This window comes from Curtobacterium phoenicis, assembly GCF_047238015.1.
Classification (GTDB): Bacteria; Actinomycetota; Actinomycetes; order Actinomycetales; family Microbacteriaceae; genus Curtobacterium.
The window spans coordinates 2,706,224-2,724,349 of the sequence record NZ_JBDFLZ010000002.1 but is presented as its reverse complement, the minus strand read 5'-3'; the positions used below and the strand labels follow the sequence as shown (position 1 = coordinate 2,724,349).

Sequence of the window (18,126 nt, the reverse complement as noted above, 5' to 3'; positions counted from 1 at the left end):
TCGTGGTGCCGTGACCCGGCTGGCCGACCATACCAGGGGGGCCGGGGAGGTCCCGGTGACGGTCCGGAGGGCGCGGGGGTCGGGGGGCCCGGCGAAGCCCGGGAGGCACTGCACCGGTCCGGTGCAGCGCCTCCCGGCCGTCGTCGGTCGCGATGTGGTCGCGGTCCGGTCAGGCTGCAGCGCGCCGGCCCACCAGTGGTCCGGTCAGGCCTGCAGCGCGCCGTCCTGCACGGCGGCGTGGAGCGCCTCGCGCCAGTCGCGCATGGGCGCGAGACCCGCGTGCGCCCACGCGTCGTGGCCGAGCACGCTGTAGGCGGGCCGCGCAGCCGGCCGGACGAACGCGGTGCTGTCGGTGGGCAGCACCCGCTCCGGGTCGAGCCCCACCTCGGCGTAGATCGCGCGGGTGAAGTCGTACCAGGAGCCCTGTCCGGCGTTCGTACCGTGGTACACGCCTGCCGGGGCGTCACGGTCCACGAGCTCGACGATCCGTGCGGCCAGGTCACCGGTCCAGGTGGGCTGCCCGACCTGGTCCGTGACGACGCTCACGGTGTCGTGCGACGCTGCGAGGCGGAGTATCGTGGCGGCGAAGTTGGGACCGTGCGCGCCGTAGATCCACGCCGTCCGGACGACGTACGACGTGTCCGGCGCGATGCTGCGGACGAAGGCCTCGCCGGCGGCCTTCGACCGGCCGTAGGCGTTGATGGGGTCGGTCGGCGCGTCCTCGGCGTAGGGCGACGTGCCGTTGCCGTCGAACACGTAGTCCGTCGACACGGTGACGAGCTTCGCGCCGTGCCGGACCGCGGCTTCGGCGAGGAGCTTCGGCCCCGTGGCGTTGACGGCGTACGCGTCGTCCTCGTGCGTCTCGGCGTCGTCGACCTTCGTCCAGGCCGCGGAGTTGATGACCACGTCGTGGCCGGCGACCGCGGCGTCCACCGCGTCGGCGTCGGTGATGTCGAGGTCGGCGCGACCGAGGGCCGTGACCTCACGACCGGCGAGGGCGTGCTGGAGGTCCTGGCCGAGCATGCCGGCCGCCCCCGTGATGAGGTATCGCGTCATGGTGTCCTGGGCCGCTCAGCTGAGCGCCGCGCGCTCCTTGAGGGGCTCCCACCACGACCGGTTGTCGCGGTACCACTGCACGACGTCGGCGAGGCCCTGCTCGAACGGCACCTGCGGCTCGTAGCCGAGTTCCTCGCGGATCTTCGTGATGTCCACCGAGTAGCGGAGGTCGTGACCGAGCCGGTCCGCGACACGGTCGACGCTCGACCAGTCCTTGCCGGTGGCGTCGAGGAGGAGCTGCGTGAGCTCCTTGTTCGTCAGCTCGGTGCCGCCGCCGATGTTGTAGACCTCGCCGGCACGGCCCTTGACGAGCACGAGCGCGATGCCGCGGCAGTGGTCGTCGACGTGCAGCCAGTCGCGGACGTTGTTCCCCTCGCCGTACAGCGGGACGTGCTCGCCGTCGATGAGGTTCGTCACGAACAGCGGGATGACCTTCTCGGGGAAGTGGTACGGCCCGTAGTTGTTCGAGCAGCGCGTGATCGACAGGTTCATGCCGTGCGTGCGGTGGTAGCTGCGGGCGAGCAGGTCGCTGCCGGCCTTCGACGCCGAGTAGGGCGAGTTCGGCTCGAGCGGGCGGTCCTCGGTCCAGGAACCCTCGCTGATGGAGCCGTAGACCTCGTCGGTGGAGACGTGCACGAAGCGCTCGGTGCCGTGGCGGAGCGCGGCGTCGAGCAGACGCTGGGTGCCGACGACGTTGGTCTCGACGAAGATCCCCGAGTCGCGGACGGAGCGGTCGACGTGCGACTCGGCAGCGAAGTGGACGATCGCGTCGACCGTCGGGACGACCTCGTCGAGCTTCGCGGCGTCGCGGATGTCACCGTGTACGAAGCTGTAGCGCGGGGAGTCGGCGACCGGTGCCAGGTTCGCCTCGTTGCCCGAGTACGTCAGCGCGTCGTAGACCACGACCTCGGCGCCCTCGAGGCCGGGGTAGGCGTCCTCGAGCGTGCGGCGGACGAAGTTCGAGCCGATGAATCCGGCTCCTCCGGTGACGAGGATCTTCACTGGGGTCTCATTCCTGTAGGTCGGTCCGCGGTCGGTGCGGTCGGTGCGGTCGGTGCGTCCGACGCGCTCGGTCGGGTGTTCGTGCTCGGTGCGGACGGCGTTCGCGGCGAGGAGTCTACCGGCCCGGCCTCGCGCACCGCCGAGAGGCGCCACACCACGACCACCGAGGCGACGGCGGCGGCGCCGAAGAGGAGACCGGACACGGCGACGGGCAGCGTGCCGCCGAGCGAGTCGCCTCCCATCAACGCCAGCCCGCCCGTCGTGACGCGGAACTGCTCGTGCTCCCACGCACCGCGGTAGAGCACCCCGAACCCGTAGGTCCCGATGACGGGTCCGGCCACCGCGGCGACCCGTGCGAGCCGTCGCCGGAGCACCGGTCGGACCACCAGCGCGCGCCACGCGACGGCCTGGGACGTCACGAGCGCGACGACCGCGATGAAGAGGAAGCGCCCCTGGAGGCCGTTGCCCTGGTGCGTCCCGAGGTAGTTCCGCCAGCTGTAGGCCAGGGTGGCGACCAGGACGAGTGCCGGCCAGACGAGGAGCGCCGTGGTGAGGCGCCGACCGGTGCCGCGCCGTGCGTACGACCACGCGAGCACGGCGATCGCGGTGATCGCCATCGAGTCGACGAGCGCGGGCGGCAGGACCCACTGGTTCGCCCCGAGGAGCCCGAAGAACGAGTTGGTGAGTCCGTCCCACTGTCGGCCGGCGAACGCTCCGGGTTCCGGATCGCCCGTGGGGTACGGCACCACGGTCGTGGAGGCACGGAGCGCGTCGGGGACGAGCGTGCCGCTCCGGACGAGGGTGCGCACCCACCACCATCCGGTGGCCGCCAGCGGGACGACGAGGACGACGGCCGCGTGCCGCGCTCGCGTCGTGACCCGGCGACCGCGTGCCAGCAGCACGACGGCGACCGCGAACGGGATCGCGACCAGCCCGAGTGCGGTGAGCGCACACATCACCGTGACGCTGACCGTGAGCCCCGCGGTCGTCCACCAGGAACGGTCGCCGGTGAGCACCCGGACCGCGAGCCAGACCATGACGGCGCCGGCCAGGACCATGGGCGACCAGACCGTGACGCCGGACGTGACCTGGGCGAGCTGGGGCACCGCGAAGAGCAGCAGGGGAGCGACCAGCGCCGTCCGCGGTGAGCGGGTGGCGCGTCGGACGGTCGCCCAGACCAGGACCGGCAGCGCGGCCACGACGGCGACGTCGACGAGCCGCAGCGCGAGGACGGCGGTGCCCCACCCGTGCGAGCCCCACCCGATCGCCTTGAGCACGAGCGCTGCGACCAGGTAGTAGGTCGGCGGGTGCTGGGACATCTGGTCGATCGCGGCCGAGTCGCCCGGGTACCGGGCCAGCAGGGCCGACACGGTCGTGCGGTCCATCGCGGGCACCGGGTTCTCGACGACCTGGCGGATCGCGGCGAGGTAGTGCATGTCGCCGGGAGCCGGCCAACCGAGGTCGAGTGCGAGTCGGAACGCGGCGTCGACGTGCGCGGGCTCGTCCGGCGCACCGAAGACGGGCGTCACGAACGCGAAGAGCAGGAGGAACCCGACCCACGCGGCGGTGACCACGCCGAGACCGGTCCACTGCAGCCGCGCGCTCACCGGGTGCCCCCCGTCGGTTCCACCGCGGCCGGCGTCGATCCGTCCGGGACCGCCGCAGCCGGCGTCGATCCCTCCGACGCCGTCGCGGCCACCGATGATCCGGCTCGCTCCGGCGCCGTGGCGCGCAGCCAGCGCACGAGCAGGACCGCCGTCGCGGCGAGCAGCACGAGCGCCACCGCGGCGACCGTGACCGTCCACCCGGCCGACACGGGTCCGGAGCGGTCCAACCCGGCGAGGTTCGCCTCCGTGATCCACCACGCGGCGTTCCGCCCGAAGGCCCGGATCACGTAGACCACGCCGTACGCACCGATCGCGCAGGCCGTGATCGCCATGCCGACCGCGAGTCGGGTCCGGCCCCTCGGTGTGACCGTCGCGCGTGGCCAGGCGAGGGCGCTCAACGCGATCATGGCGAGGAGGGTGGGGTAGTAGTACCGCCCCTGGGTCCCCGCGACGATCGTGTTCCGGACGTAGCCGCCCCAGCCGCTCTGCATGTGCAGGGCGATGAGGATGACCGGGTACGCGGCGAGCACGATCGCCGGACGCAGGGACGGACCGCGACGGAACGCCCAGATCGCGATGCCGGCGAGCGAGAGGACGGTGAGCGCGTCGATGACGAACTGTGCGATCTGGTACTGCGCGAGACTGCCCACGCTGCCCCAGAACGTCCGCGTGACACCGTTCCAGTAGTCCCGCAGGAACACCTCTGGCGACGGGCCGGTGCCGGACGGGAAGGGCTTGTCGGGGCGGATGGAACCCGCCATGCCGTCGGGCTGGATCTGCCGGTACAGCACGAGGTTCCGCAGCCACCACCACGCGCCCACCAGGGCCGCGAGGGCGAGGGTGCCGAACGCGCGCACGACGTTCCGCAGCACGACGCCGCGGTGGAGCCCGGCCGTGACGACCGCGACGCCGACGAAGGGCACCGCCGGCAGCGCCGTCCCCTTGACGAGCAGCATGGCTCCGAGCGCGATCGCGATCCCGACGAGCAGCCGGACGCGGTGGTCACCGGTGAGCAGCCGCGTGACGAGGTACACGAGGATCCCCGACAGCGGGAGCATGAGGGCGTCGTTCGTCACCGAGGCACCGATCGCGGCGAGCTCGGGGATCGCCAGGACCGCTGCGCCGCCGATCACCGCGGCACGCGGAGACCGGGTGAGTCGGCGCACCGTGGCCCACGCGAGGAACGGCAGCGGGAGCGTGAGCAGTGCGTCGAAGAGCCGGAGCGCCAGCACCGCGTGGTCCCAGCGCAGGTCCTCGAAGTGCACGAGGTGCAGGACACCGGCTGCGATGACGTAGTACGTCGGCGGGTGCTGCGTCATCTGGTCGATGCTGCCCGTGCTGTCACCGGGGTCGTCGCGGAGGAGCTCGCCCCAGGTCGGGTGCTCGGCGGAGGACTCACGCTGGGCGCCGAGCTGCGTGGCCACGGTCGCGTTGAGGTAGTGCAGGGTCCCCGGCGGAGCCCACGCATCGCCGATCGCGACGTGCACGGCCGCGTCCATGTGCGTCGGCTCGTCCGGCGCCTTGTAGGTGGACGTCCCGAACGCCCAGACCGCGAGGACCGCGGCGAAGGCGACCGTGATCGCGATGACCACGAGTCGCTCGGCGCGGCCCACCCGCCGTGCCGGAGCGCCCCGGTCAGTCACCGTAGCGCTGCAGTTTCTGCAGGTCGAGCTGTTCCTCGGCCAGCGTCCGGTTCAGCCGCGTGAGGTCCGCGACGACGCCGATCACCACCGCGAGCAGGGCCGTGATGAGGAGCACCACGCCGAGGATGATCGACTGGAGGTGGTTGCCCGGGGTGTGCATCGCGAGGAGCACGAGGTAGCGGACGAGCGGCCAGAGTCCCAGCGCGCCGAGGACCGCCGCGACCCAGGCGAAGAGCGCCATCGGCCGGTACATCAGGTAGACCCGTGCGATCGCGGACCCGGACTGGAACATGTGCTGCCAGATGTTGCTGAACAGCCGGGACTCGCGGGTCTTCGGGTTCGTGGTGATCGGGACCGACGCGATCGCCAGGCGCTTGTAGCCGGCCTGCACGATGGTCTCCATGCAGTAGCTGAACCGGGTCACGATGTTCAGCCGGACGAGGGAGTACTTCGAGTACGCGCGGAACCCGCTCGCGGCGTCGGGGAGGTCGAGGCCCGCTGCCCGCGATGCCACCCACGAGCCGAACCGCTGCATGAGCTTCTTGAACCCGGAGAAGTGCTCGATCGTGCGGGTCTGGCGGTCGCCGATGACGATCTCCGCTTCCTTGCGGAGGATCGGCTGCACGAGCTCGGCGATCTGTGCCTGCGGGTACTGGTTGTCGCCGTCGGTGTTGACGACGATGTCGGCGCCGTGCAGGAGCGCGTAGTCGACGCCGTCCCGGAACGAGCGGGCGAGGCCCATGTTCGTGGTGTGGTGCACGAAGTGCTTGACCCCGTGCTCCTTCGCGACCTCGACGGTGCGGTCCGTGCTGCCGTCGTCGATGACGAGGATCTCGATCTCGTCGATGCCGTCGATCTCCCTCGGGATGGAGTCGATGACGCTGGCGAGGGTGTTCTCCTCGTTGAGGCAGGGGATCTGTACGAACAGCTTCACGGGATGCAGGTCTCGTTTCGATGTCTGGCGGGTGCACGAGGCGTCCACAGCCTAACGGGATCGGGCGTGCGGGTCGCGAAACGTGGTGTACCAGCCGGCTTGCTAGGCTGCCGTGGTGCAGATCCGCGAACTCAAGATCCCCGGCGCGTGGGAGTTCACGCCCGTGCAGCACGGCGACGCACGAGGAGCGTTCCTCGAGGCCTACCGCGCCGACGTCCTCGAGGAGACGGTGGGCCACCCGCTCGACCTCCGCCAGGTGAACATGTCGATCTCCTCGGCCGGCGTCGCCCGGGGCATCCACTACGCCCTCGTCGCGCCCAGCCAGGCGAAGTACGTCACCGCCGTCCGCGGCGCGTTCATCGACTACATCGTCGACATCCGCGTCGGATCGCCGACGTTCGGGCAGTGGGACTCCGTGCGGATCGACGACGTCGACCGCAAGGCCGTCTACCTGTCCGAGGGACTCGGCCACGCGATCGTCGCGCTCGAGGACCGCTCGACGGTCAACTACCTGGTCAGCGCACACTACGACCCGCAGCGCGAGAAGGGGATCACGATCCTCGACCCGACCGTCGGACTCGAGCTGCCCGAGGGTCTCGGCGAGCCCGTGCTGTCCGAGAAGGACACGACGGCGCCGACGCTCGAACAGGCCGCCGAGCAGGGGCTGCTGCCGACCTACGAGGAAGCGGTGGCCTACACCGAGTCCCTCCGGACGAAGAAGTAAGGGGGCTCGACGTGAAGGGCATCATCCTCGCCGGCGGGTCGGGCACACGCCTCTGGCCGATCACCAAGGGCATCAGCAAGCAGCTCATGCCGATCTACGACAAGCCGATGGTCTACTACCCGCTGTCGACGCTCATGATGGCCGGGATCCGTGAGGTCCTGGTGATCACGACGCCGGAGTACAACGAGCAGTTCAAGGCCCTCCTCGGCGACGGCTCCGCGCTCGGCATGGACATCCAGTACGCCGTGCAGCCGAGCCCGGACGGCCTCGCGCAGGCGTTCGTCATCGGCGAGGACTTCATCGGCGACGACAGCGTCGCACTCGTCCTCGGCGACAACATCTTCCACGGAACGGGCCTCGGGACCAACCTCCGGAAGAACACCGACGTCCAGGGCGCCACGATCTTCGCGTACCACGTGGCCGACCCGACGGCGTACGGCGTGGTCGAGTTCGACGACGCGTTCCACGCGGTCTCCATCGAGGAGAAGCCGACGCAGCCGAAGTCGAACTACGCGGTGCCCGGTCTGTACTTCTACGACAACGAGGTCATCGAGATCGCCAAGACGATCGAGCCGAGCGCGCGTGGTGAGCTCGAGATCTCGACTGTGAACGAGCGCTACCTCGACGCGGGGAAGCTCGGCGTGCAGGTCCTCGACCGCGGCACCGCGTGGCTCGACACCGGCACGTTCGAGTCGATGATGCAGGCCTCCGAGTACGTCAAGGTGATCGAGGACCGGCAGGGCTTCAAGATCGGTTGCATCGAGGAGATCGCCTGGCGCAACGGCTGGATCGACGACGCGCAGCTCGCCGAGCTGGCCGCGCCGCTCGTCAAGGGCGGGTACGGCGTGTACCTGCAGCGCCTGCTCGACGCCTGATCCGACCGTGGGGCTGTTCCGGCGGAGGCGTCGCGTGGACGACGGGATCGTCGCGGGCGCCGGCCGGGAGGCCCCCGATCCGCCCGCCGCATCGTCCCACCCCGTGCGCGTCACCGGCTGGGACGGCGACCTGCCGCACCTCGACGCGCCGGTGACGGTGGTCGTCACGAGCAGGTCGGACCGGCACGCCGACGTCCCTCGGCTCGTGGCGGTTGCGCGCGTCGCCTTCGGTGCCGGTGTCGACGTCCGCGCGGTCTCCTACGTCGCCGACGCCTCGCCGCGCGACGACCTCGCAGCCGACGTGCCGTGGGTGCGCCCGGACCCGGTGGACGGCATCGGGTCGGCGATCAACGCGGGCGTGCTGGCGGGGATCGGCCGGACGCTGGTCGTCGTCGACACGTCGGTCGACATCGGACCGGAGGCGCTGCGGGCACTCGCGCACGACGTCCCAGGCCCCACGCAGGCCCGGGTCCGGACCGCCGAGGACGCGGCGCGGAGCGGAGCCCTCCTGGTCCGACCGGGTGCGTTGCCGTGGTCGGACGACCGCGACACATCGCCGGACGACCTCGTGTTCGGCGCGGACCAACCGGTGGTCTCGATGCCGCAGCGGACGCTCGTGCCGGCCCCGTGCCTCCCGGACGAACGCATCACCCTCACGGCGTGGACGTTCGGGGCGGCCGCGACGGCGGGCTTCGCCGTGCGGACCCGCGACGTCGGTCCGGTCGTCCGGACGGTCGAACCGGGTCGCACCGTCGACGCCGCGGTGGCGGACGTCGTCGCGTCCTGGCGTCAGCGCAGCCGGATGCCCGCGGGACGCCTCGGCGACGGCGTCGTGGCCGGGCCGCCACTCGCGCCGTGGGGCCTCCGACCGGTGACCCCGACCACCCGATCCCGGCCCGACGGGCCGCACCTGACCTGGTCGCTGAAGATCGCGGCGCCCGCGGGCCCCGAGGGGGACGGCTGGGGCGACGTGCACTTCGCCGCCGAGCTCGCGGCCGCGCTCGAGCGGCTCGGACAGCACGTCCGGATCGACCGGCGCGACGCCCACGTGCGTGACGACGACGGGACCGACGACGTGACGCTCGTCGTACGCGGCCTCGACCGCGTGCCGCCGAACCCCGCATCCGTGAACCTGCTCTGGGTCATCAGCCACCCCGACGACGTCGCGGACACCGAGCTGCGGTCGTTCGACCGGGCCTTCGCGGCGGGACCGGCGTGGGCAGCCGACGCCGCCGCGCGCAGCGGCGTCGCGGTCGAGCCGCTCCTGCAGGCGACCGACCCGTCGGTGTTCCACCCGGGAACCCGCTCGGCGACGCACCCCGACGCCGGCCACGTGGTGTTCGTCGGGTCGACGCGCGGGACCGACCGCCCCGTCGTCGCCGACGCGGTGGCGGTCGGGGCCGACGTCCGGGTGCACGGACCGGGATGGGCGGACGTCGTGCCGACGGCGCTGCTCGGCGAGCCGGCGCTGTCGCGCACCGAGGTGGCCGCTGCCTACGCCTCGGCGCGGGTGGTGCTCAACGACCACTGGCCGGACATGGCGGCCGGCGGCTTCGTGTCGAACCGCGTGTTCGACGTCCTCGCGGCGGGCGGGGTCGTCGTGTCCGATCCGGTCGAGGGGCTCGCGGACGTCCTCGACGTGCCGTCCCTGGCCGTCGCCGGCTCCCGGGAGGGACTCGCTGCCCTGCTCGACCCGGCACACCCGTGGCCGTCCGTCGCCGAGCGGGTCGAGGTCGCCGAACGCATCGCTGCCGACCACTCGTTCGATGCCCGAGCCCGCGTGCTGCTCGACGCCGCACGGGCCGAGCGGGCGCGCCTCATCGGCTGACGCGCGCCCCATCGGCTGACGCGCACCTCGGCCGCTGACTTGCTCGGTGTCCGGCGGGCCGACGGGTGCTGCCCGTCCTACTTGCGGGTGACCCAGCGCGCCCGGACGGACAGCCCCGCGCGGAGGACGAGCCGGAGCGGCCACAACCACCAGGCACGGTACTTCCGGGACAGGTAGCGGTAGGCGCTGCGGTGGTGCTCGATCTCCATGCGGCGCCGGTTCGACGACGTCGAGTGCGCCCCGGTGTGCGTGACGACGGCCGACGGCACGTACACGTTCGAGCGCCCGGCACGCCCGACCCGCTGCCCGAGGTCGACGTCCTCGAAGTACATGAAGTACGACTCGTCGAAGCCGCCGAGCTGCCGGAACAGCGACGTCCGGATGAGGAAGCACGCACCCGACAGCCACCCGGCCTCGCGTTCGACGACCTGGGTCGTCGACCAGTACCGCTGACTCCACGGGTTCGCCGGCCACACCCGCGAGAACGCGGCGTGGCCGAGACCGGTCCGGAGCGACGGGAGCTGTCGGGCCGACGGGTAGGTCTCGCCCTGCTCGTCGAGGATGCGCGGACCGAACGCCCCCGCGCCCGGCAGGCGGTCGGCCGCGCGGACGAGCTCGTCGATCGATCCGGGGCCGAGCACGACGTCGGGGTTGGTGACGAGCAGGAAGTCCGGACGGACGTCGGGCAGGACGTCGTCGAGGGCGGTCAGCGCTGCGTCGATGCCACCGCCGTACCCGCGGTTCCCGCCGGAGGACACCACCGTGGCGCCGTAGGACTCGCCGATCGCCCGGAGTGCGTCGAGGTCGGTGGACCCGTTGTCGGCGATCACCACCGCGACCGGCGCCGTCGAGGCGCCGGCGACGCTCGCGAGGAACGGCCGGATGGTCTCACCCGTGTTGTACGTGACGGTGAGGACGGCCACGCGCGGCGACGCCGTCACCGGGTGCCCCCCGCGTGCGGGCCCGTCGCCAGCGCGTGCACGTCGGTGTACGCCCGGACGTGGACGGCCGCGGTGGCGTCCCACGTGAAGTCGTCGGCCCGTCGGAGCGCGGCCGCGCGGTGCGTCCGGACGCGGTCGGGGTCGTCGAGGAGTGCCGTGATCGTCGTCGCGATCGCCTCGGCGTCGGGCTCGGTGTACACGGCCGCGTCACCGCCGACCTCCGGCAGCGACAGGCGCGGGGTCGTGACGACGCACGCGCCGGACGCCATCGCCTCGACCACGGGCAGCCCGAAGCCCTCACCGAGCGACGGGTAGACGACGAGCTCTGCACCGCCGAGGAACCCGGCGAGGTCCTCGAGGGGCAGGTAGCCGGCCTCGATCACGTGTGCGTCGTCCCGCAGGGAGTCGAGCCGACCGATCGCGGACTCGTCCCAGCCCCGCGCTCCGGAGAGCACGAGCCACGGCGTGTCCGACCCGGTCGCGGTGCGGGCGTCCCGGACGGCGTCGTACGCGTCGAGCAGCGCCGTGACGTTCTTGCGCGGTTCGATCGTGCCGAGGAACGCGATCCACGGCGCTCCCTCGGGGAGCGTGGCGGCGATCCGGGCGTCCTCGACCTCGGCCGTCGAGGGTTCGTGGAAGACGGCGCGGTCGACGCCGAGCGGTGCCACCCGGACGTCAGCGCGGATGCCGGTGACGACGCGGGCGGCCTCGGACGCGGTCGCCGTGCTCGGGACGACGACGACCGGTCGGGTCCGGAGCGATCGACGGCTCCACCACGTGAAGAACGTGCGCTTCAGGCGCGAGTGCCACTCCGGGTTCGAGAAGAAGGTGGCGTCGTGCAGCGTGACCACCGAGCCGCCGCGCCAGGCGACCGGGAACGTGTAGTGCGGCGAGTGCAGCACGTCGGCGCCCAGGCGGCGGGCGAGCAACGGCAGCCCGGTCTGCTCCCAGACCAGACGCAGCGGCACCGAACCGGTCCAGCGCGGGGCCGCGTGCACCGTGGCGGACGGGGCGAGGACGGTGAAGTGCTCGGCGTGCTCCGGCCGGACGACCAGGTGCAGGTCGACGTCCGGCACGGCGAGGTGCGCGACGAGGCCCTCGACGTAGCGGCCGACGCCGCCCAGCGCTGCCGGTACGGCCGTCCCGTCGATCAGGACGGTGGTGTGCGGCACGCGAGGATCCTTCCGGCCGGGGCCGTCGACGGGGGAGCGACCAGGATAGCGCCCGCGGCTCATGCGCCGGGGTCCACGGACCGGCGCGGCACGCTCGCGCGACGGTCCTCGCGCAGGCGACGCGCCAGGTGCCGGGGGAGGTGCCCCGCGACGTCGACCAGCGCTGCCAGGACGAGCCGTGCCTCCCGGCGGTCCCGAGCGGACGTGAGTCCGCGCAGCCCCCGCGCCGCGGTGCGGACCGTCGCACGGACGACCGTCGACCACGGCGCGTGCCAGAGCGCGACGACGAGCCGGTTCCGTGCGTTGCGGAAGACGAAGAGGTCGCTCCGGACGCCGGACGACGCGGAGTGGTCGTGCTCGACGACGGCGTCCGCGGCGTGTTCGACCCGCCATCCGCGGCGGCGGAGCCGCCAGGCGAGCTCGGTGTCCTCGTAGTACATGAACAGGGATTCGTCGAGCAGACCGACGTCGTCGAGGGCGCTCCGCCGGAGTGCGCTCGCGCCGCCCGAGAACCCGAAGACGTCGACGTCGGCCCGGTGGTCGGCGGCGGCGAACCAGTCGCGGTCCCGGCCGTTGCCGTCGCGGTCGACGCGCACGCCGGTGGAGTTGACGCGGACCGCGCCGTCCGGTGCGGGCGTCCACCGGTGGCCGGCGTGGTCGCGCAGGACACGCTGGTCCGGTGCGGGCACGGCGTCGGCCGGGAGGCGCGACCAGCGTCCGGCGAGGAGGATGCGGCCCGTCACGGCGGCGGTGTCCGGTGCGGCGCGTGCCAGGTGGTCGCGGAGCGCCGCGACGAACCCCCGTGCGGGTTCGGCATCGTTGTTGAGGAGGACGACCACGTCGGCGTCGGTCGCCCGGATGCCAGCGTTCGCGCCGGCCGCGAAGCCGTCGTTGCGGTCGCGGGCAACCAGTACGACGTCGGGCAACGCCGCCCGCAGCACCGCGAGGGAGTCGTCCGAGGAGCCGTTGTCCACGACCACGACCTGCGCGTCGGCGGTCGGGTCGTCGAGCACGGCGCGGGCGGCACGCTCGGTCAGGTCGGCACGTTCCCAGTTGACGATGACGACCGCGGTCCGCGTGCCGTCGCGCGGCACGATGGGTCCGGGCACGCTCAGAGCTCTTCGAGCGAGGGCTTCGCGTAGACGGTGCCGACGGCGTCGCCGAACGAGGGCACCTCGAACGAGTCGCACTCGGGCAGGTCGTGCAGGTGCCGTCCGGCGGAGTCCATCATCGAGACGTTGATGAAGTACTTGCCGGTGCCGAAGTTCGTGTCGGCGATCGTCAGCCGGAGCTTGCGTCGACCGTGCAGCGGCTCGAGGTGGACGCCCATGATGCCGGTCGTCGTCCCGTAGACCACCTGACCGGCGGTGTTGTTGATCTGCACCGCGGCCTCCCAGTCGGTCACGCCGTCGAGGTGCTCGAACTCCATGTCCACCACGAGGTCGTCGCCTGGGGTGACGGGTGCTCGGTGCTCCTTGCCCGCGGCGGTCACGGTGGCGCCGAGCACGGTGCCGCGGCCGACCGCGACGTCGGCGCTCAGCTCGCCCGACCGGCGCTCCTCGAGCACGTCCCGGAACTTGCTGACCGCCTGGACCGCATCGCCGTCGTGCAGGACCTTGCCCTTGTTGAGGAGGACGACGCGGTCGCACATCTCCTGCACCTGGCTGAGGGAGTGCGTCACGATGATGATCGTCTTGCCCTGCTCCTGGAACGAGCGGATGCGGTCCAGGCACTTGCGCTGGAACGCTTCGTCGCCCACCGCGAGCACCTCGTCGACGAGCAGGACGTCCGGGTCGGTGTGCACGGCGACCGCGAACGCGAGTCGGACGTACATGCCGGAGCTGTAGAACTTCACCTGGGTGTCGATGAAGTCGCCGATGCCGGAGAACGCGAGGATGTCGTCGAACCGTGCCTCGGTCTCCTTGCGGCTCAGGCCGAGCAGGGACGCGTTGAGGTAGACGTTCTCGCGGCCGGAGAGGTCCGGGTGGAACCCGGCGCCGAGCTCGAGCAGCGCGGCCAGCCGACCGCGGCGCGAGACGGTGCCGGACGTCGGCTGGATGATGCCGCCGATCGCCTTGAGCAGGGTCGACTTGCCCGAGCCGTTCTGGCCGATGAGCCCGACGGTCGTGCCGGCCTGGATCGTGACGCTGACGTCGTCGAGCGCCCAGAAGTCCTGCCGGTGCTTCCGGCCGGCGCGGCCGAGCGTGACGATGCGCTCGCGGATGGTGTTGTCCTTGCGGACGGTGAAGCGCTTGCGGACGTGGTCGATGACGATGACGTCGGGGCGCTCCGCGGGACGGGTGGTCGTCGACGGGGTGACGGGCGTGCTGATGGCCATGCTCTAGAGCTCCTGCGCGAAGTTGCCCTGCAGCCGGGAGAAGACCCGCTGCGCGCCGAGGAGGCAGACGACGCCGATGACGAAGGCGATGCCGAGACGGAGCATGAGGTGCTCCGGGTAGACGACGTCCGCCGGGTCGTGCAGCCAGATGGCGTTCTGCATCCCGAGGACGGACAGCGTGAGCGGGTTGTTCGTGTAGACCGTCAGGAGCCACGGTACGTGCAGCTCCTTGAGCACCATCGCGTAGGAGTAGACGATCGGTGATCCCCACAGAAGCACCATGAGCCCGACGTCGATCACGAACTGCACGTCGCGGAGGTACACGTTGAGCGCCGAGAGGACGAGCCCGATGGCCGCACCGTAGACGACGATCACGGCGAGCGAGGGCAGCAGGTAGACCAGGCCCTCGTGCAACGGGAACGCGCCGAGCACGAGGGTGGCCACGAGCAGGATGACGAACTGGATGGCGTAGTTGACCAGCGCTGCCCCGACGCTCGCGAGCGGGAAGACCTCGCGCGGGACGTAGACCTTCTTGATGAGGCCGGAGTTGCCGACGATCGACCCGGTCGACCCCGCCACGATCTCGCTGAACAGCGTGTACGCGCCGAGCCCGGTGAAGACGTAGATCGCGAAGTTGTCGATGCCGTGTGCGGCACCGAGCACCTTGCCGATCACGAAGTAGTAGATGAGGAGCTGCGTCAGCGGCCGGACGAGCGTCCACACGAAGCCGAGCGCGGAGTCCTTGTACCGGGCCTTGAGATCGCGGCGGACGAGCATGCCGAGCATCTCGCGCTGCCGGAAGACGTCACGCAGCTCGCGCCAGGTCCCTCGGATCGCGCTCGTCGGAGCACCGACCACGACGAGGGGCTCCTGCGCGAGCGCAGCCATGCGGTTGTGATCGACCATTCGTCTCTTCGTTCGTGGGGGCAGGACCGGGACAGCATACTCGGCGCCCCTCCCGGACCGGCTGGAGCGGCAGGGGGCCCGGACCGTGCGCGCCGTGGACTGCACGACGACTGTCGTGCACCCCGTGCGGGGGTGATATCGGCCCGATACAACCCTCAACCTTCACTTTCGGGTTACCGTGAGTGCAACCCGGACCCTTGTCAACATCCACAGGACGGCCCGTCAGCATGCTCTTCGCTCCACGGCCGATCGCTGCGTTCGCGGTGGTCGGCGCGCTCAGTCTCCTCGTGGCCGGGTGTTCCGCCGGCGACGGCGACCCGGCTCCCTCCGCGACCCGCTCGGCCTCGGCGACCACGTCGTCGAGCCCGACGGCGACCGTTCCCGCGGCCGACGGCAGCGCCTCCGCGGTCCCGACGGACGACGCGACGTCCGTCGCCGGCGGGGACTCCGGCTCGTCCGACGGCGGCGCGTCCGACGACGACACCCCCGGCGCGTTCCCGGGCTCGGGCGAGACCGCGCAGCCCGACACCGATCCGGCCGACTTCCCGGCGACCGCGGTCGTCACGTTCGCCGGCTGGGACGCCGGCAGCCGGACGCTGCAGGCCGGCGGCCTCGTCTCCGGCTCGACGAACGCCTCGGGCACGTGCACGTTCACCGCCACGAAGGGCGGCACGACCCGCACCGCCACGAGCTCCGCACAGTCCAGCCCGAGCGCGGTCAACTGCGCGCAGGTGTCCTTCCCGGCCGCGAAGGTGTCCTCGGGCACCTGGTCGATCACACTCCAGTACTCGGTCGGGTCGAAGTCGACCACGTCCGACCCGATGACGGCGGAGGTGCCGTGATGCAGACCACCCGACCCCGCCGACGTCCCCTGCGGACCTCGCTCGCGATGGTCGCCGCGCTCGCGGTGGCCGTGACCGGACTCACGTTCGGCACCGTGCTCGCCGAGCAGACCACGACCGAGACCGCGTCCGCCGCGACCGCGAGCGCGTTCGACCCGGGCAACATCATCTCGGACGCGAACTTCTACAACGGCTCCGCGATGTCCGCGTCCGGCGTCCAGTCGTTCCTGAACAGCGTCGCCCCGAGCTGCCGGCAGCAGTCCGGGGGACCGAAGTGCCTCAAGGACTTCACGCAGAACGTCCCCGCGATCAAGGCGGTCGCCGGACGCTGTGCCGCGATCGCCGGCGGGACGAAGAGCGGGGCGACGATCATCGCGCAGGTCGGTGCGGCGTGCGGCATCAGCCAGAAGGCCCTCCTCGTCCTGCTGCAGAAGGAGCAGGGCATCGTCGCGACGACGGCGCCGACGAACTGGATGTACCAGCACGCCACGGGCTTCGCGTGCCCGGACACCGCACCGTGCGACCCGGCCTACCGCGGGTTCGCGCAGCAGGTCTACGCCGCGGCGCTGCAGTTCAAGCGGTACCAGGCGTCGCCGACGTACTGGGCGTACCAGGCCGGGCGGAACAACTCGATCCTCCTCAACCCGAACGCCGCGTGCGGTCGCAAGACGGTCTACATCCAGAACCAGGCGACGGCCGGGCTGTACATCTACACGCCGTACACGCCCAACGCCGCCGCGATGAACAACCTCTACGGCTCCGGGGACAGCTGCTCCGCCTACGGCAACCGGAACTTCTGGCGCATGTACACCGACTGGTTCGGCTCGCCCACGGGCGGTTCGTCGCCGTACGGCAACGTCGACTCGGTGACGGTCTCGTCGACCTCGGTCACGATCGCCGGCTGGGCCGTCGACCCCGACGTGCTGACCAAGGGGATCCGCGTGGCGTTCTACGTGGACGGCAAGGGCATGCGCACGGTCACCGGCGACATCGCACGGTCCGACCTCGCCGGCTCCCTCGGCGCGGGCAACACGAAGCACGGGTTCTCGACGACCCTGACCGGCATGGCCCAGGGCTCGCACTCGGTCTGCGTCTACGCGATCAACCAGGGCGCCGGGTCGAACACCATGCTCGGCTGCACGCCGTTCTCGGTCACCAGCGCACCGCCGAAGGGTGTCCTCGACACCGCGAAGGGCGGGACCGGGACGATCGCGCTCAGCGGGTGGGTGCTCGACCCCGACTCCTCGAAGCCGGCCCCGTACCGCGTGCAGGTCGACGGGACGCGGGTGGTGGACGCGACCGCGAACGTGGTCCGGAACGACGTCGCGAAGGTCTACCCGGGCGTCGGGTCCACCGTCGGCTTCTCCACCACCGTGAAGAACGTCACGCCGGGGTCCCGTGTCGTGACGCTGTGGACGCAGGACAAGCCCGGCACCAGCTGGAAGAAGGTCGCCACGAAGACCGCGACCGTGACGATGCCGACGACCGGACCCACGGGGAAGACCGGCACGGTGAAGGCCCGGCTCGACCAGGCCACGCCCGCCGTCGGACAGGTCACGGTCAAGGGCTGGGCGTTCGACCCCGACGTCTACGACCGGGTGCCCTTCCGGATCCTCGTCGACGGCAAGGTCACGCAGACCGGCACCGCGAACGGCCGCCGTGCCGACGTCGAGAAGGTGTACCCGGGCTGGGGGCCGAACGTCGGCATCCAGGCCAAGCTGACCGGCGTCGCGGCGGGGAAGCACACCGTCGCCCTGCAGGCGATGGACCGGCCGAGCGGCAAGTGGGTCGCGGTCGGGTCGAAGGCCGTGACGGTGCCGGCGGTGGCCGGGGCCACGGGCAAGACCGGACCGGTCTACGGCGCGTACGACGTCGCCCGCGGCGGGAAGGGCACCATCACGGTGTCCGGCTGGGCGATCGACCCCGACACGGTGAACCCGGTGACGTACCGCATCGACGTCGACGGGAAGACGGTGCACACCGCCCTCGCGTCCGGCACCCGCAAGGACGTCGAGCGTGCGCACCCCGGGTACGGGTCGGACGTCGGGCTGTCGGTGACCCTCACCGGGCAGAAGGCCGGTCGGCACACCGTCGCCCTGTGGTTCCGGGACCTGCCGAGCGGCGCCTGGAAGCAGGTGGGGAGCAAGACCGCGACCGTCTCCTGACGGCCGCGGTGGCGGACGGGAGGCGCGGTGCCAGCGGGCAGCGCGCCTCCCGTCCGTTGCGTCGTCGTGTCCGTCGCGTCGCGTCGCGTTCGT

The 18,126-nt window shown here is 71.7% G+C and carries 15 protein-coding genes; 5 read left to right on the top strand and 10 right to left on the bottom strand.

Going from position 1 to position 18,126, the window contains the following annotated elements; translation table 11 throughout:
• Nucleotides 1-204: 204 nt before the first annotated feature.
• The 5 genes from rfbD to ABC270_RS12915 are packed head-to-tail and all read right to left on the bottom strand — an operon-like array spanning nt 205 to nt 6,242.
• Nucleotides 205-1,056, bottom strand: coding sequence for a dTDP-4-dehydrorhamnose reductase (rfbD, locus tag ABC270_RS12935; protein ID WP_412881166.1), 852 nt, complete (start codon nt 1,054-1,056; stop codon nt 205-207).
• A gap of 15 nt (nt 1,057-1,071) precedes the next feature.
• Entirely contained in the window at nt 1,072-2,058 is a 987-nt protein-coding gene (rfbB, locus tag ABC270_RS12930; protein ID WP_412881165.1) for a dTDP-glucose 4,6-dehydratase, read from the bottom strand.
• Nucleotides 2,055-3,665: a glycosyltransferase family 39 protein gene (locus tag ABC270_RS12925; RefSeq protein WP_412881164.1), complete on the bottom strand. Its 1,611-nt coding sequence runs from the start codon at nt 3,663-3,665 to the stop codon at nt 2,055-2,057. The genes rfbB and ABC270_RS12925 overlap by 4 nt, the downstream gene beginning before the upstream one ends.
• On the bottom strand, nt 3,662-5,308 hold the full coding sequence (locus ABC270_RS12920; RefSeq protein WP_412881163.1) for a DUF2142 domain-containing protein: 1,647 nt from the start codon (nt 5,306-5,308) through the stop codon (nt 3,662-3,664). Before ABC270_RS12920 ends, ABC270_RS12925 begins: the two co-directional genes overlap by 4 nt.
• Nucleotides 5,301-6,242 carry a glycosyltransferase family 2 protein gene (locus ABC270_RS12915; RefSeq protein WP_412881162.1) on the bottom strand — a complete coding sequence of 314 codons (942 nt, stop codon included), beginning with the start codon at nt 6,240-6,242 and terminating at the stop codon, nt 5,301-5,303. The genes ABC270_RS12920 and ABC270_RS12915 overlap by 8 nt, the downstream gene beginning before the upstream one ends.
• A 115-nt stretch (nt 6,243-6,357) precedes the next feature.
• Between ABC270_RS12915 and ABC270_RS12910 the strand changes: the two genes are divergently transcribed.
• The 3 genes from ABC270_RS12910 to ABC270_RS12900 are packed head-to-tail and all read left to right on the top strand — an operon-like array spanning nt 6,358 to nt 9,669.
• Complete coding sequence (locus tag ABC270_RS12910; RefSeq protein WP_111238994.1) at nt 6,358-6,966, top strand: dTDP-4-dehydrorhamnose 3,5-epimerase family protein; 609 nt, start codon at nt 6,358-6,360, stop codon at nt 6,964-6,966.
• A gap of 11 nt (nt 6,967-6,977) precedes the next feature.
• Nucleotides 6,978-7,841 carry a glucose-1-phosphate thymidylyltransferase RfbA gene (gene rfbA / locus ABC270_RS12905; RefSeq protein ID WP_412881161.1) on the top strand — a complete coding sequence of 288 codons (864 nt, stop codon included), beginning with the start codon at nt 6,978-6,980 and terminating at the stop codon, nt 7,839-7,841.
• A 34-nt stretch (nt 7,842-7,875) separates the two neighbouring features.
• Nucleotides 7,876-9,669, top strand: coding sequence for a glycosyltransferase family protein (locus tag ABC270_RS12900; protein WP_412881160.1), 1,794 nt, complete (start codon nt 7,876-7,878; stop codon nt 9,667-9,669).
• A 77-nt stretch (nt 9,670-9,746) separates the two neighbouring features.
• Here ABC270_RS12900 and ABC270_RS12895 read toward each other — a convergent pair whose 3' ends face one another.
• Genes ABC270_RS12895 through ABC270_RS12875 form a run of 5 tightly spaced genes read right to left on the bottom strand, consistent with a single transcriptional unit; the run spans nt 9,747 to nt 15,026 of the window.
• Complete coding sequence (locus ABC270_RS12895) at nt 9,747-10,592, bottom strand: glycosyltransferase family 2 protein (protein ID WP_412881159.1); 846 nt, start codon at nt 10,590-10,592, stop codon at nt 9,747-9,749.
• 14 nt (nt 10,593-10,606) lie between these two features.
• Nucleotides 10,607-11,782 carry a glycosyltransferase family 4 protein gene (locus ABC270_RS12890; protein WP_412881158.1) on the bottom strand — a complete coding sequence of 392 codons (1,176 nt, stop codon included), beginning with the start codon at nt 11,780-11,782 and terminating at the stop codon, nt 10,607-10,609.
• A 59-nt stretch (nt 11,783-11,841) separates the two neighbouring features.
• The gene (locus ABC270_RS12885; RefSeq protein ID WP_412881157.1) at nt 11,842-12,891 is read right to left on the bottom strand and encodes a glycosyltransferase family 2 protein; all 1,050 of its coding nucleotides are present in this window, start codon (nt 12,889-12,891) and stop codon (nt 11,842-11,844) included.
• Between the two features lie 2 nt (nt 12,892-12,893).
• Nucleotides 12,894-14,120: an ABC transporter ATP-binding protein gene (locus ABC270_RS12880; protein WP_412881156.1), complete on the bottom strand. Its 1,227-nt coding sequence runs from the start codon at nt 14,118-14,120 to the stop codon at nt 12,894-12,896.
• A 3-nt stretch (nt 14,121-14,123) separates the two neighbouring features.
• Complete coding sequence (locus tag ABC270_RS12875) at nt 14,124-15,026, bottom strand: ABC transporter permease (RefSeq protein WP_412881155.1); 903 nt, start codon at nt 15,024-15,026, stop codon at nt 14,124-14,126.
• Between the two features lie 227 nt (nt 15,027-15,253).
• On the opposite strand from ABC270_RS12875, the gene ABC270_RS12870 reads away from it, so the two are divergent.
• Together ABC270_RS12870 and ABC270_RS12865 are read left to right on the top strand one after the other, a co-directional pair.
• Complete coding sequence (locus tag ABC270_RS12870; RefSeq protein WP_412881154.1) at nt 15,254-15,868, top strand: hypothetical protein; 615 nt, start codon at nt 15,254-15,256, stop codon at nt 15,866-15,868.
• The gene (locus tag ABC270_RS12865; RefSeq protein WP_412881153.1) at nt 15,868-18,033 is read left to right on the top strand and encodes a hypothetical protein; all 2,166 of its coding nucleotides are present in this window, start codon (nt 15,868-15,870) and stop codon (nt 18,031-18,033) included. Before ABC270_RS12870 ends, ABC270_RS12865 begins: the two co-directional genes overlap by 1 nt.
• Nucleotides 18,034-18,126 lie beyond the last annotated feature (93 nt).

What these genes read in the sequence shown, in the direction of transcription:
- ABC270_RS12880 (WP_412881156.1), bottom strand. Translation starts at nt 14,120, where the DNA reads ATGGCCATCAGCACGCCCGTCACCCCGTCGACGACCACCCGTCCCGCG.
- ABC270_RS12870 (WP_412881154.1), top strand. Translation starts at nt 15,254, where the DNA reads ATGCTCTTCGCTCCACGGCCGATCGCTGCGTTCGCGGTGGTCGGCGCG.
- ABC270_RS12875 (WP_412881155.1), bottom strand. Translation starts at nt 15,026, where the DNA reads ATGGTCGATCACAACCGCATGGCTGCGCTCGCGCAGGAGCCCCTCGTC.
- rfbD (WP_412881166.1), bottom strand. Translation starts at nt 1,056, where the DNA reads ATGACGCGATACCTCATCACGGGGGCGGCCGGCATGCTCGGCCAGGAC.
- ABC270_RS12865 (WP_412881153.1), top strand. Translation starts at nt 15,868, where the DNA reads ATGCAGACCACCCGACCCCGCCGACGTCCCCTGCGGACCTCGCTCGCG.